Source organism: Chloracidobacterium sp. N (genome assembly GCF_018304765.1).
Classification (GTDB): Bacteria; Acidobacteriota; Blastocatellia; order Chloracidobacteriales; family Chloracidobacteriaceae; genus Chloracidobacterium; species Chloracidobacterium aggregatum.
The window spans coordinates 268,611-285,191 of sequence record NZ_CP072642.1; the positions used below are offsets into that span (position 1 = coordinate 268,611).

Genomic DNA, 16,581 nt, shown 5'->3' on the forward strand with positions numbered 1-16,581 from the left:
GGGCCTGAGTTGGGGGAACAATGACGCGACAGGAAAAGGTGTCGGCAGTGGAGGCGTTGGCGGCGGAGTTTCAGTCCACCCGCCATGCCTTTCTGGTTGATTTTCAGGGCTTGACGGTGCAATCCGACACGGCGCTGCGCGGTGAGCTGCGCCGGGCCGGTGTGCGCTACCACGTTGTCAAGAACACGCTGGCGCGCCGCGCCGCCAAAGGGACCGTGCTGGAGCAGCTCGGCGATCGGTTTACCGGCCCGACGGCGGTTGCCCTGGCCCCGGAAGACCCAGTGGCCGCCGCCAAGCTGCTGCTCAAGCTCTTCAAAGACTATCAGCAGTTTGCTTTCAAAGCCGGGGTGGTGGACGGGAACACCATCGGGGAGAAGGACATGGAGGCGCTGGCCACCATGCCCTCCCGTGAGGAACTGCTGTCCCGCATCATGTTCCTGGTCAACTCCGGGGCCCAGCGGATTGCCTCGGCAACGAGTGGTGTGGCGCGCAATGTGGCGGTGGTCACGGCGCAGGTACGAGACAAAAAGGCAGAGTAGCGTCCGGTCGAGCGTTGTGACCCAGCCATCTGCCAGCGGATGTCGCGGAGCAGGGGAAGAGCAGGGGGGGGCGGCGCTGCCTGGTCAGAGCCTGAACAACCCCTACCTGAACCACCCATGGCAGCTCGTGATTTTACGTTTTAGTTCAGAAAGGTAGGAATGAACATGTCGGAGAAGTTGACGGCCATTGTCGATCAAATTGGTTCATTGACATTGTTGGAGGCAGCGGAACTCGTCAAGCTGATGGAAGCGAAGTTTGGAGTTTCGGCTGCGGCGGCTGCGGTCGCCGTTCCGGCTGCCGCCGCCGCCGGTGCGCCGGCGGCTCCGGCCGAGGAAGCCAAGGATGAGTTCGATGTCATCCTGACGGCGGCCGGCGCCAACAAGATCAACGTCATCAAGGTTGTCCGGGAAATTACCTCGCTGGGGCTGAAGGAGGCCAAAGACCTTGTGGACGGCGCTCCCAAGCCGGTCAAGACCGGCATTCCAAAGGCCGAGGCCGAGGCTATCAAGGCCAAGCTGACGGAAGCCGGAGCGTCCGTCGAAGTCAAGTAAGAACGTTTGTCGTCGGCGGGGCGGTAGGGGCAGATTACCACCACCATGTCCAAGGTCAGGGCAGGTGGTGGGCTTGCCTTTTGAGCACAGGGCTTACCTGAAAAACCCGTCCGGCCTGGAAAACCTGTCCGGACTGGAAAGCCTGTCCGGTTTGAGCCATTCATTGGTGGCGGGAGGCGCTTTTGAACAACGTCAGTGGCGCCAACTGGCTCGTGGTTACGGGGTATGCACGAGTGGCTTTCCCTTGTCACCTGACGGGCGACTGTGGCCGGCCGGCTGCGGCAGGTGATCCCGGTCCGGCCCTGACCCGTTGTTTTCCCAACTGGTTTCGCTGCACCATTTCCTTGTTGGCTTCCTTACTTCACGCGCATCGAAAAGCCCGTTTTTCAACGGGTGCGTTTTCCCGTGCCCGTTGTTTTCCGGGGCTGGTTTGATGCGGAAAGGCATGTCTTTGGCTTATGTCGTACAACGGTAAGGAGACGCGGGCGCGTCACGACTTCTCAAAGATCAAGACGGCGATTCGTATTCCGAACCTCATCGAGGTTCAGCGCGAGTCTTACTATCGCTTCCTCCAGATGGACAAGCTCCCTGAAGAGCGTGAAAACATCGGTCTTCAGGCAGTTTTCAAATCCGTATTTCCCATCAAGGATTTCCGTGACACGGCCCAGTTGAGCTTCGTCGAATACTCGATTGGCGAGTGGAAGTGCAAGTGTGGCAAGAACGAGGGCTTGCAGTTCCTGCGCTCCAACTGTCACAACTGCGGGGCCGTCATTCAGGTTGATCCGCTCTCCGGTGAAGACGTGATCTGTCACGCCTGTGGCGCGGCCAACAAAAATATCGTCACCACCTGCGATGTGTGTGGCGAGCCGGTCGGTCTCAAGCACAAATACGAAGTCCGGGAATGCCAGGAGCGCGGCATGACGTATGCCGTTCCGCTCAAGGTCAAAATCCGCCTGACGCTCTGGGACAAAGACGAGGAAACCGGACAGCGCAGCCTCCGCAACTTTCTGGACGAAGACGTGTACTTTGGCGACATCCCACTGATGACCGACAACGGCACGTTCATCATCAACGGGACGGAACGAGTCATCGTTTCCCAGCTTCACCGCAGCCCGGGGGTGTTCTTTGAAAAGTCGCCGACCTACCTGGCGAAAGTCATTCCCTACCGTGGTTCGTGGGTGGAGTTTGAATACGACCAGAAAAACCTGCTTTACGTGCGGATTGACCGGAAGCGGAAGTTTCTGGCGACGATCTTTCTGCGCGCACTGGCGCTCATCCAGAAGCTCGATCTGGAAGCGATTGAGCGGGGCGACTATACCGATGCCCAACTGGAGGAGCGCATCAAGGCGACGACGTGTACGGACGTTGAAATCCTGCGGCAGTTCTACCAGGTGGCGACGATGGAGGTTCGTGAGGGAACGCTCTGGTTTCCCATCAGTCCCATGCTGCTCGATATGCGTCTCACGGGTGGGGTTCAGCATCCCGAAACCGGTGAGACCCTGCTGCGGCCGGGGCAGAAGGTCATGCCAAAGCACCTGAAAACCTTCCGTGAAGCCGGGCTGACCGGGATTCCGGTCAGTGCGCCGGACCTGCCGGGAGCGACGGCGCTGGCTGATATTGTGGATGCGGCAACCGGTGAGGTTCTGGTTGAGGCCGGGACGGAGCTGACGGCACGCGAGTATGAAAAGCTCTTTGTCGCCGGGGTCGGGAGCTTCGAGGTGTATTTCCCGGAACGGGATGACATCGGGACGATTCTCCAGCAAACGCTCAAGAAAGACACCATCCGCCGGCCTGTGGATGCACTGCTGGAAATCTACCGCAAGATGCGGCCCGGTGATCCGCCCACCATCATGACGTCCTGGGGACTGTTTTACGGGATGTTTTTCGATGCCCGGAAGTTTGACTTCTCGCGCGTCGGGCGGCTCAAGTTCAACATCAAGATGGGGTATCCCGAACGGGCGAACCTTGACCAGCAAACGCTTTCGCCGCGCGATTTCGTGGATGTCATCAACTACCTGCTCAAACTGCGCAAGGGGCGCGCCATTGGGCCCGACGGGCAGGAACTGCTCTACGACGCCGATGACATTGACCATCTGGGCAACCGGCGGGTGCGCGCCGTCGGTGAGTTGCTCGAAAACCAGTTTCGGCTGGGCCTGGTGCGCATGGAGCGGGCCATCAAGGACAAAATGTCCATCCACCAGGAGATGCAGCAGGCGATGCCGCGCGACCTCGTCAACGCCAAGCCGGTCATGGCGGCCGTGCGCGAGTTCTTCGGTTCGTCGCAGCTTTCGCAGTTCATGGACCAGACGAATCCGCTGTCGGAAATCACCCACAAGCGGCGGCTTTCGGCGCTGGGGCCGGGCGGACTCTCCCGTGAGCGGGCTGGCTTCGAGGTGCGCGATGTGCATCCGACGCACTACGGCCGCATCTGCCCGATTGAGACACCGGAAGGTCCGAACATTGGACTGATTTCGTCCCTGTCGTGCTTTGCGCGGATCAACGAGTTTGGCTTCATCGAGTCGCCCTACCGCAAGGTGGAAAACGGGCGGGTCATCGAGTACGTCCGCATTACCAACGGCGGCGACACCAACCTGCGACCCGGAACCCATCTGCCACTGTCGGACGCCGAGGCCGCCAATGCGGCGCTCAAGCCAGGCCAAAAACCGGCTGAATATGAACCCTATCCGTTTTATCTCTCGGCCTGGGAGGAAGACAAATACACCATCGGGCAGGCCAACATCCGCCTCAATGACCGGCTCGAAATCGTGGATGAACGGGTGTCGTCCCGCAAGACCGGGGATTTTCGGGAGGTTTCGCGGGAAGAAATCCAGTTTATGGACGTATCGCCCAAGCAGCTTGTGTCGGTGGCAGCGGCGCTCGTGCCGTTTCTGGAGCACGACGACGCCAACCGCGCACTGATGGGGGCAAACATGCAGCGGCAGGCCGTGCCCCTGCTGCGGGCGGAAGCGCCGCTGATTGGCACGGGGATGGAGCGGGTCACGGCTCAGGATTCCGGCGCCGTCGTCATTGCCCGCCGCGATGGCATCGTGGACAGCGTGGATTCCGAACGCATCATCATCCGGGTGGATACCACGCAGCCCGGCACGCTCTCGCGTGAGGTGACGGCTGACATTTACCAGTTGGTCAAGTTCCGGCGCTCCAACCAGAGCACCTGCATCAACCAGAAACCCATCGTGCGCGTCGGGCAGCGGGTCAAGAAAGGCGATGTGCTGGCGGATGGCCCCTGCACCGACCAGGGCGAGCTGGCGCTGGGCCGCAACGTGCTCGTGGCGTTCATGCCCTGGCGTGGCTACAACTTCGAGGATGCCATCCTCATTTCGCAGAAACTCGTGCAGGAGGACGCCTACACGTCCGTCCACATCGAGGAACTCGAAATCGAAGCGCGGGACACCAAGCTCGGCCCGGAAGAAATCACCCGCGACATTCCGAATGTTTCGGAATCCAGCCTCCGTGATCTGGATGAATCCGGGGTCATCCGTATCGGCGCCCGCGTCAAGCCGGGTTCGATTCTCGTCGGGAAGGTGACGCCCAAAGGCGAAACCCAGCTCACGGCGGAGGAAAAGCTCCTGCGCGCCATTTTTGGCGAAAAGGCGGGGGATGTCCGCGATGCGTCGCTGACCTGTCCGCCGGGCATCGAAGGCACGGTGGTGGATGTCAAGATTTTCACCCGGAAAGGGCAGGAAAAGTGCAAACGCTCCCTGGCCATCGAGGAGGAGGAAGAGGCGCGGCTGCGCAAAAACCTCGAAGATGAGCGCCGCATCCTCGAAGACGAGCGCAACAAGCGGATTTACGAAATTCTGGAAGGGCAGAAAGTCGCCAAGGATGTGCTCGTCAACAAGCGGGCCGTGCTGGGCAAGGGGGAAGTGCTGACGCTCGACTTCCTCAAGACGCTGGACCTGTCCACGCTCAAGAAAATCGAGCTTCAGAATCCCAAGATTGACGTGGCGGCCGAAATCAGGGAACTCGAAGAGTTCACCAAGCGCCAATTTGCCATTCTCCAGAAGCTGCACGAGGAGAAGGTGGAAAAACTCAAACGGGGCGATGAACTGCCGCCGGGCGTCATCAAGATGGTCAAGGTCTTCATCGCCATGAAGCGCAAGCTTTCGGTGGGCGACAAAATGGCCGGGCGGCACGGCAACAAGGGGGTCATTGCCCAGATTCTGGCCGAGGAGGATATGCCTTACCTGCCCGACGGCCGGCCCGTTGAAATCGTGCTCAATCCGCTGGGCGTGCCGTCGCGCATGAACGTCGGTCAGATTCTGGAGACCCACCTGGGCTGGGCGGCGCACGTGCTTGGCGTGCGGTTTGCCACGCCGGTGTTTGACGGGGCTTCAGAAGCCGAAGTCAAGCAGAAGCTGGCCGAAGCGGCGGCGCTGCGGGAATCCCAAGGCGAGTTGCCGATGATCAACCAGTCCGGCAAGACCGTGCTCTATGACGGCATGACGGGCGAACCCTTCGAGCAGTTGGTCACGGTCGGCTACATCTACATGCTGAAACTCTCCCATCTGGTGGATGACAAGATTCACGCCCGCTCCATCGGGCCCTACTCCCTCATCACGCAGCAGCCACTGGGCGGCAAGGCACAGTTTGGTGGTCAACGCTTCGGAGAAATGGAGGTGTGGGCGCTCGAAGCGTACGGGGCGGCGCACATTCTCCAGGAGCTGTTGACGGCGAAATCGGATGATGTGGCCGGCCGCTCGAAGAGCTACGAGGCGATTGTGAAGGGGGAAACCGACTTTGATCCCGGCGTACCGGAGTCCTTCAACGTGCTGGTGCGGGAGCTCCAGTCGTTGTGCCTCGATGTCGAACTCATCAAGCGCTCGGAGGACTCGAATGGCGCGTCCGCCGAGCCACCCACCAACCTGTCGCGTCGCTGAGATGGTCAACCAGTGACGGCCGTTCAGTCCGGCGGCCGTCACATTGCCCGCTTTGGAGGTCATTCATGCTCAGACATCAGGACAAGCCAACCGTCGCGCCCGACTTTGAAGCCATTCGGATTTCGCTCGCCTCACCGGACAAAATACGTTCGTGGTCGTACGGTGAAGTGACCAAGCCGGAAACCATCAACTACCGAACGTTCAAACCGGAGCGGGACGGCCTGTTTTGCGCCCGCATTTTCGGCCCCATCACGGACTGGGAGTGTTTGTGCGGCAAGTACAAACGCATGAAATACCGGGGTGTGGTCTGCGACAAGTGCGGGGTCGAAGTCACCCTGTCGCGCGTGCGTCGGGAACGGCTCGGTCACATTGAGCTGGCGTCGCCCTGCTCCCACGTCTGGTTTTTCAAGGGGCTGCCCAGCCGGATTGGACACCTGCTCGATATTCCACTGCGTGATCTGGAAAAGGTGCTCTACTACGAGTCCTACATCGTGGTGGATGCCGGCGAGATGACCGACATCAAGGAAAAAGACCTGCTGACCGACGAGCAGTACCGCAAGCTGTTTGACGCCTATCCCGGACAGTTCATTGCGCGCATGGGGGCGGAAGCCATCAAGACGCTTCTTGAGCGGGTGGATTGCGAGTCGCTCTCCGAAGAACTGCGCCAGAAGATGCGCGAGGAAACCTCCCAGCAGAAGAAACTCAAGCTGGCCAAACGGCTCAAGGTTGTGGATGCCTTCCGGCGTTCCGGCAACCGGCCCGAATGGATGATCCTCGATGTCATCCCGGTCATTCCGCCGGAGCTGCGTCCGCTCGTGCCGCTCGATGGCGGGCGCTTCGCCACGTCGGACCTCAATGACCTCTACCGCCGTGTCATCAACCGGAACAACCGCCTGCGCAAGCTGCTTGACCTGAAAGCGCCGGAAGTCATCGTCCGCAACGAAAAGCGGATGCTCCAGGAAGCCGTGGACGCCCTGTTTGACAACGGCCGCCGGGGACGGGTGCTGCGGGGGGCGAACAACCGTCCGCTCAAGTCGCTGTCGGACACGCTCAAGGGCAAGACCGGCCGGTTCCGGCAGAACCTGCTGGGCAAGCGCGTGGATTACTCCGGGCGGTCGGTCATCGTCGTCGGGCCCGAACTGAAACTGCATCAGTGCGGATTGCCGAAGAAAATGGCGCTGGAGCTGTTCAAGCCCTTCATTTACCACCAGCTTGAAAAGCAGAAGTACGCCCAGACCATCAAGCAGGCCAAGGAAATGGTGGACCGGCAGGCGCCGGAGGTGTGGGACATCCTCGAAGAGGTCATTCGGGAGCATCCGGTGCTGCTCAACCGGGCCCCAACGCTCCACCGCCTGGGGATTCAGGCCTTCGAGCCGGTGCTGGTGGAAGGCAAGGCCATCAAGATTCATCCGCTGGTGTGCACCGCCTTCAACGCCGACTTCGACGGCGACCAGATGGCCGTGCACATTCCGCTTTCCCACGAAGCGCAAATCGAAGCCATGGTTCTGATGCGCGCCGACAACAACATCCTGTCCCCGGCCAATGGGCAACCGATTGCCGTGCCGACGCAGGATATTGTCTTGGGGTGCTACTACCTCACCTATGAGCGCGCTGACGATCCGAAGGGGGGACGCTCCTTCGCCACGCTGGATGACGTGGTCATTGCCCATGACGCCGGCATCGTCAACACGCAATCACCCATCAAGCTGCGCTACGAAGGCGTGCTCATTGACCTGGAGCAGGAACGCAACCAGCAGGACCTGCTGCGCGCCACCCCGCGCCATGTCCGGCAGGTCATCAGTACGACGGTCGGGCGGGTCATCTTCAACCAGGCCCTGCCGGAGGGCATGCCTTTCGTCAACGGGATTCTCAAAAAGAAAGGCTTGCAGTCGCTGGTCAGCTACTGCCAGCTCCACCACGGCCTCGAAACGACCGTCAGGATGCTCGATTCGCTCAAGGCCATTGGGTTTCTCTACGCCATGAAGGCGGGTATTTCCATTGGTATTGACGACCTGGTAACGCCGCCGCGCAAAGCCGAACTCATTGCCGAAGCCGACCGCGAAGTGGCGCGCTTCCAGCGCGAATACGAGGAAGGCAGCATCACGGACGGCGAGCGGTACAACAAGGTGATCGCCACCTGGTCGCAGACGACGGAAGCCGTGGCCAAGGAAATGAACGAGGCCATGAAAGCGGCCGAGAAAAACAACAACGAACTCAACCCGATCATGGTCATGGCGGACTCCGGGGCGCGTGGTTCGGCGCAGCAGATTCGCCAGTTGGCCGGGATGCGCGGGCTGATGGCCAAACCATCAGGGGCCATCATCGAAAAACCCATCCGCGCCAACTTCCGTGAAGGTCTCGACGTGCTGGAGTACTTCATCTCCACGCACGGCGCGCGCAAGGGGCTGGCGGATACGGCGCTCAAAACCGCCGACTCCGGCTATCTCACACGCCGTCTGGTGGATGTCGCCCAGGATGTCATCGTGTCGGAGGAAGACTGCGGCACGATTCGCGGCATCTGGGTCGAAGCCATCAGTGAGGGGGGAGAAATCATCGAACCGCTGCGCGACCGGATCGTCGGGCGGGTGGCCCTCGATGACATCGTTGACCCGGTGACAGGCGACATCCTCGTGCAGGCCAACCAGGAAATCACCGAAAAGCTGGCGGCCGACATTCAGGACGCCGGCGGCATCGAGCGCGTCAAACTGCGCTCGGTGCTGACCTGTGAAGCGCGCCGGGGCGTGTGCGTCAAGTGCTATGGACGCAACCTGGCGACCGGAAAAATGGTTGAACTGGGCGAGGCCGTCGGGGTCATTGCGGCGCAGTCCATCGGCGAACCGGGAACGCAGCTCACCATGCGTACCTTCCACCTGGGCGGCGCGGTGACGGGCTCCTCGGAGCAGTCTTCGCATGAAGCGCGCAAGGCCGGACGGGTGAAGTTTGAAGACCTGCGGACGGTGACGGGACGCGACGGCCGACTCGTCGCCATGAACCGCAACGGCTACGTCGTCCTCATTGACGAAAACCGCAGCAACCGGGAAATCGGACGCTACCAGATTGTCTATGGCGCGCGTCTGACCGTCACGGATGGGCAACTCGTGGAGGAAGGCGACACGCTGGCGACCTGGGACCCCTACACCTTCTCGATTCTGACCGAGGTCGAAGGCACGGTGCGTTACCACGACCTCATTGAGGGCATCACCATTCAGGAAGACATTGATGCCAATACCGGCAACCGCAGCATGATCGTCCGCGAGGCCACGGATGAAAAGCGGCAGCCGCGTATCGAAATCATTGGCGATGACGGCAGGACGGTCCTCAAGGCCTACCAGATGCCGGTACGCGCCAACCTGAGCGTCCGCCAGGGCGACCGGGTGCTGCCGGGAGACGTGATTGCCAAGATTCCGCGTGAATCCACCCGCGCCAAGGACATCACCGGTGGTCTGCCCCGGATTACCGAGCTGTTTGAAGCCCGGAAGCCCCGCGAAACGGCCGTGATGGCCGAGATTGATGGCGTCGTCAAGTTCGGCAACGTCGTCAAGGGGCAGCGCAAGGTGCAGATTATTGGCGACGACGGCGAGACGCGCGAATACTCGATTCCGAAGGGCGTCAACATGTTCATCCAGGAAGGCGACCGGGTCAAAGCCGGCGAGCCGCTGGTGGACGGCCCGCTCAATCCACACGACATCCTCGCCATCCAGGGGATGGATGCCCTGCAGCGGTATCTCGTCAATGAAATCCAGGAAGTCTATCGCCTCCAGGGGGTCAACATTGCCGACAAGCACATTGAAGTCATCGTGCGTCAGATGCTGCGGTGGGTGCGCGTCAAGGATGTGGGCGACACCGATTTCCTCATTGATGAACAGGTGGATCGCTTCCGCTTCGAGGACGAAAACAACCGCGTGATCGCTGCCGGCGGGCAGCCGGCCACGGCCGAGCCGCTGCTGCTGGGCATCACCAAGGCTTCACTTTCGACCGAAAGCTTCATCTCGGCGGCAAGTTTCCAGGAAACGACGCGCGTTCTGACGGAAGCCGCCATTTCGGGCCGCGTGGATTACCTGCGCGGCCTCAAGGAAAACGTCATCATGGGACGGCTCATCCCGGCCGGGACCGGTATGGAATACTACCGGCGGATTCGTCTCCACGAAGAAAAAACCTTCACCGTGGAAGAAGATACGGATGTCTCGGCCTATCACTTCGACGATGCCATGACGCAAATTGCCGAAACGGACATCCAGGTTCGCAAGGCGGCCAGGGGGAGCGAATAGCACGGGGGACGGGACATTTTCCCCCGGTGACGGACGGCGCGCGTCCGGGTTACGATGCCCGGCGCGCGCTTTTTTGTCTGCTTTGGCCGCGCCATACCTTGTTCCGGCAACCCTCTTGCGGAGGCAACTGCGATCATGCCAACCGGAGATGAACTGCGCCGCCTGGCGCAGCAGCTACGCGAAGGAACTGCGCCGGTGCTTGAAGCGCCTGCGATTGGAAGCTGGCTACAGTCCTGGGCCCGTCAGCAACCGACGGCAACGGCGCTGGTTGCCTACGATGCTGAAGGGCAACGTACGGCGCTGAGCTACGCGGAGTTGTGGGAAGCCGTCCAGGTAGGCGTCGCCGCATTGCGGGCGCACGGTATTGCGCCGGGCGACCGGGTGGCCACGCTGGCCCACAATGACGGTGAAACCGTTGTGGCGTATCTCGCCATCTGGGCGCTTGGCGCATGTGTGGCGCCGGTCAACATGACCGAAGACGCCGGGCGCCGGCGCTTCATTGTCGAACACGCCGAAGCCCGGCTGCTGCTCGCGCTGGATGATTACCTGTCCGAAGCCCACGAACTGGCGCGTCAAATTCCGGCGGTGCGGGCTGTCCTCGAACTTCAGGGCGGACGGTGGCGGGCCGGCTTTGCCAGCGCTGGCAATGTGGAGCCGGATTGCACCCCGGAGCGCGAAGCCCTGATTGTCTATACCTCCGGCACGACCGGCGCGCCAAAGGGGGTGGTGCTCACGCAGGCCAACCTGCTGCTCGATGCCCAGGCGCTGCGCGACTGGAACGGCGTCACCCGGCAGGATGGGCTGATGTGCGTTCTGCCCATCCACCACGTCAACGGCATTGTGGTCACGCTGCTGACGCCGCTGGTTGCCGGTGCGCGGGCGGTCCTCAATCACCGGTTTTCGCCGGCGACCTTCTGGCCGCGCCTTGTGGCGGAGCAGGTACGCATTGTGAGCGTCGTTCCGACACTGCTTGCCTTCTTGCTGGAGCGTCGCCAGCACTTCCTGCCGGAAGCCAGGGCGTTTCTTTCACACGTCATCTGCGGGGCCGGGCCGCTGACCGTCGAACTGGCACGCCAGTTTGAAGACACCTTTGGCATCCGGGTGCTCCACGGGTACGGGCTGAGTGAAACAACCTGCTACTCGACGATGCTGCCGCTGGACCTACCGCCGGACGAACACCGGCACTGGATGCAGACCTTGGGCTTTCCTTCCATCGGGGTGGCCCTGCCGGTCTGCAACGTGGCCATTCACGACGCCACGGGGCAGCCCCTGCCGCCGGGCGTCCGGGGGGAAATCGTCGTGTGCGGGCCGACCGTCATGGTCGGGTATTTCAAGCGCCCGGAAGCGAATGCTGATACCTTTGCCCACGGCTGGTTTCGGACGGGCGACGAGGGCTTCTACGAGCGCGATGCCCAGGGGCGCGCCTTTTTCTTCATCACCGGACGCATCAAGGAACTCATCATCCGGGGTGGAGTGAACCTGTCGCCTTTTGAGATTGACGCCGTGCTTTCCCACATTCCCGGTGTGAAATGCGGGCTGGCCGTCGGCTTTGAAAACCGCTGGTATGGCGAGGAAGTAGGGGCTTATGTCGTTTTGGAGGAAGGCGTCCAGCTTGACGCTGAAACCATCCTGCGGGCGGCGCGGGAGCGGCTGCCCTTCCACAAGTCGCCCAAAGTCGTCGTGTTTGGCACGGACATCCCCGTGACTTCCACGGGCAAATACCAGCGCAACAAACTGAAGGCTTACTTTGAACCGTGGCGTGACGCCCAGTTCACCGCATAGGCCGGCTGATCGTGGGCGGGCGTGGACAGTTCCCGCTGCGGCTGCCGGGACGCCGGCTGGTCGCGGTAGGGGCAGTGACGGCAGCCCGAACCACAGCAGCGCCCACGGGCCAGAAGATACCGCGCCGTAAAGACGTAGCAGCCGTTTTCAAGGTAGTAGTCGTCGCCTTCGATGAGCGCCATCCCGCTTGACCGATGGGCCGGTGAACGCGGCCATTATGGGCAGTCTGTGGGGACGGACGGCGGCGTGCGCCAGAGAATTTCGGTTTGCTGCGCCGAAATGAGCCGGTAGGCAATCCCGCGCCATACAACAACCCGGCAGAACAGCGACACGACCGTATTGGCAGCATACAGCATGGCCGTCGGGATGTGGAGACAGCAAAACAGGATGCGCCGCCGCCAGTCGCCGATGTGCTGCGCGCCGAGCGCCTGCCGGACGGCCAGCAGGGACAGGGCATCATCCAGCCCGCCGAGCAGCCACAGCCCGACCAGTCCCAGGTGGGCTGTCGAAAGCACACCGGCCCAGGCATCCCGCAGCCCTTCCAGCCCGATGCCGAGGACGACGAGCGTAAAGAAGCCGTACCAGAGCAGGGCAATGCGCCACATCGCCGGGTGATAAATGCGGGTGATGAGGATTTGCCGGGTCGTAAACTCCCACAGATCGCGCCAGCCAAGGCCATCGGATGAGGCCACAAGACAGGTTGGAACAAACACCATCCGTCGCCGGTAGGCGCGCAGGGCGGCGCTGGCAACGTAGTCATCGCTGAGTGTTCCACGCCATCGTTCGGCCAAGCGGAGTTGTGCGAACGTCGCCCGCCGGAGCGCCATCGAGCCGCCCCAGACAAAGCTCGATCCGCCGGGTTTGAGGTTGGTCAGGATGACGGTGTTCCAGTGTGCGCGCCACAGGCTGGGCAGATCAGCGTTGTCCAGCGAGTACCACCGCATGCCGCTGGTCGCGCCAACCTGCTCATCGCCAAGGGGTGCGACCAGTTCGCGCAACCAGTCGGGCGGGATTTCGATGTCGGAGTCGAGAAACGCCAGCACTTCACTGTCCGGCCGGGCGGCTGCCACACCAGCCAGCAGGTTGTGAACTTTCTGACCGCTGTCGGTGGCCAGCCCGGCGACAACAAGGCGGAGGCGTCCGGGATGTTGCAGCACCCATTGGGAAAGCTGCTGATAAGCCGGATCGGTCTCGCTTTCGACGACAAACACCACCTCGTAGTCGGGAAAGTCGAGGGCGGCCAGTCGCGGCAGGCTGCGACGCAGTCCGTCGTCATCACCCTTGCACGGCGCAATGACGGTCACAAAGGGCGCGTAGTCCTTGGGATGCGCCCGTGCGGCAACAAAGCGTCGCACACAGGCAAGGAGCTGGAAGCCTTCCCAGAGCCGAAGCAGGGCGCGGCCCAGCAGCGGTAGCAGCAGCAGGTCAAACCCGTGTGTGACCAGTCCTCCGGTCATAGGGTCTGACCACTCGGCTTCAGCGCCATACCGGCCAGGGCCCTGGCGACACAGCCGGACAGCGTGCGGACGGCCTGGTTGGGTGCATGGGGCGGAAGTTCATAAACGGCCGTAAACCCGGCGGCGCGCCACTGCGCTTCGGTCAACCGGACGCGCCCGGCAAAGGCCACCACCGGCAGGTGGCGCTGCGCGCCCAGTGCGGCCAGAAATCCCGTGGACTTGCCGTGAAGGGACTGTTCATCAAGTTGTCCTTCACCCGTGAGCAGCGCTGTGGCGCGGGTCAGTTCAGCCTGGAAGCGGGGGTGTTCGGTCAGCCAGCGCGCGCCCAGTACCCGTTCGGCGCCGAGCCAGGCAACCAAGGCAAAGGCCGTACCGCCGGCCGCGCCAGTACCGGGAAGGTCGCGGACGCGGCGACCGGTTACGGCTTCAAGGACCTCGGCCCAGTGGTGGAGGTTGGCTTCGAGCTGCGGCAGTTCGTCGGGTGTCGCGCCTTTCTGTTCGGCAAAGGTATGGACCGCGCCGCTGGGGCCGAGCAGCGGATGCAGCACGTCACAGGCGCAGATGAGGCGACCGCCGCGCGCCCGGAAGGTTTCCGGCGGGCTGTCCGGTTCAGGCCCTTCAATCCGCTCCACCTGACCGAGGCCCGCGTTGCCGGGAGGCACCGGGTTGCCATCGCGGTCAAGCAGCCGGACACCAAGCGCCTGCAACACCCCGGCGCCGCCGTCCATCGTCGCCGTGTCGCCCAGACCAAGCACGATGGTGTGCACCTGCGGGCGCGCCATGATGGACCGGAGCAGTTCGCTCGTCCCGCGACTGGAGAGGTGCGCCGGGCGCCGGGCTGTTTCCGGCACGAGATCAAGCCCCGACGCCAGCGCCATTTCGGCATAGGCTGTCCCGTCTTCGCCCAGAAGAAACGTGACCGGAATACGCCTTCCAACCGGTGGGTGCACGTTCGTCTGGTGTTTCCGCAGGTGTGGGGAGAGGCGGCGAATGGCATCGAGAAAGCCGCGCCCGCCGTCACTCATCGGAAAGCTTGTGGAGTCGAGCGTTGGATGGGCGCGATGCAAGCCCAAGGCTATGGCCCGGGCCGCCTGCACCGACGAAAGCGTACCTTTGAACCCGTTGGGAGCGATGAGGATCACGCGCTTATTCAGGCTTCTTTTCGGTCACGACCTGTTTGACAGCATGCAGGAGTTCATTTTCGCTGAAGGGCTTGGCCAGAAACACCGTGTCCAGCGGCAAATCCGTCGCCCGGTCGCGGGCGCCAAAAGAACCGCTCATGAGAATACACCGGCAGTTCGGATATTCTCTGGCGATGTCCTGAAAGACACGCTGTCCGCCGCCTTCCGGCAGGATGTCATCGGTGATGAGCAGGTGAATGGGTTTGCCACTCTGCGCCACGATGTGGTGAAGCGCCTCTTCGGCGGTTTGGGCGGAGAGAACTGAAAAGCCGGCATCGGTGAGCCACTCGCAGACGAGTTCGAGCAGGTCCGGTTCATCTTCGACGACGAGCGCCGTCAGACCGACGTAGTTGCCGGTCGGACGCCAGGACAGACGCGCTCTGGGCACCAGGCTCGGATCGGCTTCGGCCATGGGCAGGAACAGGTGAAACGTCGTTCCCAACCCAAGTTTGGACTCCACTTCAATGAAGCCACCGGCTTCGGTCACACAGCCATAGACGGCCGCCAGGCCGAGACCCGTGCCTTTACCGGCTGGTTTGGTGGTGAAAAAGGGTTCAAAGAGACGGTGGCGCGTTTCGGCGCTCATGCCAACGCCGGTGTCCGAAACCGCGATGACGGCGTAATCGCCGGGCGCAGGCGGGGTGGCACAGGCCCGGATGCGTTCCGGTGAGGGGATAAGCTGGTCTTCCGTGAGGAAATGTCGCGTCGTCTTCACGGTCAGGGTGCCGCCTTCCGGCATGGCATCCCGCGCATTGACAATGAGGTTGAGCAGGCACTGCGAGAGCTGTCCGGCGTCTATGGACACGAACAAGGCCTCTGGATGAAGCTGCCTGGTGAATGTCACCCGCGCCGACAGGATGCGCTCGGCGAGAACGGCCGTTTCGGCCGCAACCGGATTGATGTCCTGAACGAGGGCAACGGAGTCGCTTTTGCGGCTGAAAATCATAAGCTGCCGCACGAGTTCAGCGCCACGCTTGGCTGCCGTCAGAATGGACGACCGCTGCTTGGCGAGGCGCGCATCGAGCTGGCTGGACCGCGCCCCAATCATTTCGGCATAGCCTTGGATGACGGACAGGATGTTGTTGAAGTTGTGGGCCACGCCGGAGGTCAGTTGCCCGATGGCTTCCAGGCGCTGCATGCGCCGGAACTGCTCTTCCCGCTGTTGCCGGCCGAAGGTTTCTTCGGCCACGGCGACACAAAATTCCCTGGCGCACAGCTCCAGACGGGCCAGGGAGAGGTGCACACTGATGGGGACACCCGCTTTGGTCTGATGCCGCCAGGCCACCGGCTGGGTGAACCTTTCCATCGCCACTTTCTGGCAGGGGGCCTGCACAAGGTAGTCCTGCCAGGCAACAGCCGTATCTGTCGTGGCCAATTGCCGCACATCCATCCCCACCCACTCATCGGCTGGATAGCCATAGAGTTCCAGGGCGGCGACGTTTCCGTACTCAATCTTCAGGTTTTGAGGGTCGAACGACCAGACCGGCAGCGGAAAGTGGTCGAAAAGCCGGTGCCAGGTTTGGGTTGTCAGGGAGGCTTCGCGGGCGTGGAACTGTTCGTCCTGCAGGGCCGCCAGCAGCTCTCCGGCACGCATCAGGGCGGACGGAGACAAGGTTCCCGCTTCAAGCAGGGCTGCCAAGGCTTCATGGTGAAGCGCCGTGAGCCGGTGTGTGTCGGTGGAAGCTGCCGCGAGTGATGCCGTCAGGGAGGTGAGCGCCGTTGGAAGGCCGGCCGGATCGTCGAGGCAGATCTTGAGCGCCTGCAAATAGGCTGCAAACAGTGGTTCTGGAGAAGACATGGAAAGGCCCATCTGACCAATGGATGAGCGGAGTCTAAAACAGGCTGTTACACGTAAGCAATCAACGTAGTCTGCCGTTCATACACGTTCGCCGGGAGGGGAGGGG

Annotated in this window: 9 protein-coding genes; 5 read left to right on the plus strand and 4 right to left on the minus strand. The window is 62.1% G+C overall.

The annotated features are described in order from the left end of the window. Positions 1-20: 20 nt before the first annotated feature. The 5 genes from rplJ to J8C05_RS01150 all read left to right on the plus strand — a co-directional run bounded on the left by rplJ (position 21) and on the right by J8C05_RS01150 (position 12,039). Positions 21-539 (plus strand): 50S ribosomal protein L10, encoded by a 519-nt coding sequence (rplJ, locus tag J8C05_RS01130; protein WP_211422405.1) that lies wholly within the window; start codon positions 21-23, stop codon positions 537-539. Positions 540-698: 159 nt separating this feature from the next. Next, positions 699-1,091 carry a 50S ribosomal protein L7/L12 gene (gene rplL, locus J8C05_RS01135; RefSeq protein ID WP_211422406.1) on the plus strand — a complete coding sequence of 131 codons (393 nt, stop codon included), beginning with the start codon at positions 699-701 and terminating at the stop codon, positions 1,089-1,091. A gap of 458 nt (positions 1,092-1,549) precedes the next feature. Continuing rightward, positions 1,550-5,989 carry a DNA-directed RNA polymerase subunit beta gene (rpoB, locus tag J8C05_RS01140; protein WP_211422407.1) on the plus strand — a complete coding sequence of 1,480 codons (4,440 nt, stop codon included), beginning with the start codon at positions 1,550-1,552 and terminating at the stop codon, positions 5,987-5,989. A 65-nt stretch (positions 5,990-6,054) separates the two neighbouring features. Then, positions 6,055-10,257, plus strand: coding sequence for a DNA-directed RNA polymerase subunit beta' (gene rpoC / locus J8C05_RS01145; protein WP_211422408.1), 4,203 nt, complete (start codon positions 6,055-6,057; stop codon positions 10,255-10,257). A 135-nt stretch (positions 10,258-10,392) separates the two neighbouring features. Beyond that, entirely contained in the window at positions 10,393-12,039 is a 1,647-nt protein-coding gene (locus tag J8C05_RS01150) for a class I adenylate-forming enzyme family protein (protein WP_211422409.1), read from the plus strand. Here J8C05_RS01150 and J8C05_RS01155 read toward each other — a convergent pair. Genes J8C05_RS01155 through J8C05_RS01170 form a run of 4 tightly spaced genes read right to left on the minus strand, consistent with a single transcriptional unit; the run spans position 12,000 to position 16,475 of the window. After that, positions 12,000-12,221 carry a DUF5522 domain-containing protein gene (locus J8C05_RS01155; RefSeq protein ID WP_211422410.1) on the minus strand — a complete coding sequence of 74 codons (222 nt, stop codon included), beginning with the start codon at positions 12,219-12,221 and terminating at the stop codon, positions 12,000-12,002. The two genes, J8C05_RS01150 and J8C05_RS01155, sit on opposite strands and share 40 nt — an antisense overlap. Before the next feature lie 33 nt (positions 12,222-12,254). Next, positions 12,255-13,496 carry a glycosyltransferase gene (locus J8C05_RS01160; RefSeq protein WP_211422411.1) on the minus strand — a complete coding sequence of 414 codons (1,242 nt, stop codon included), beginning with the start codon at positions 13,494-13,496 and terminating at the stop codon, positions 12,255-12,257. Continuing rightward, positions 13,493-14,638 (minus strand): glycerate kinase, encoded by a 1,146-nt coding sequence (locus J8C05_RS01165; protein WP_211422412.1) that lies wholly within the window; start codon positions 14,636-14,638, stop codon positions 13,493-13,495. Before J8C05_RS01165 ends, J8C05_RS01160 begins: the two co-directional genes overlap by 4 nt. Positions 14,639-14,642: 4 nt before the next feature. Continuing rightward, complete coding sequence (locus J8C05_RS01170; protein ID WP_211422413.1) at positions 14,643-16,475, minus strand: ATP-binding protein; 1,833 nt, start codon at positions 16,473-16,475, stop codon at positions 14,643-14,645. Positions 16,476-16,581 lie beyond the last annotated feature (106 nt).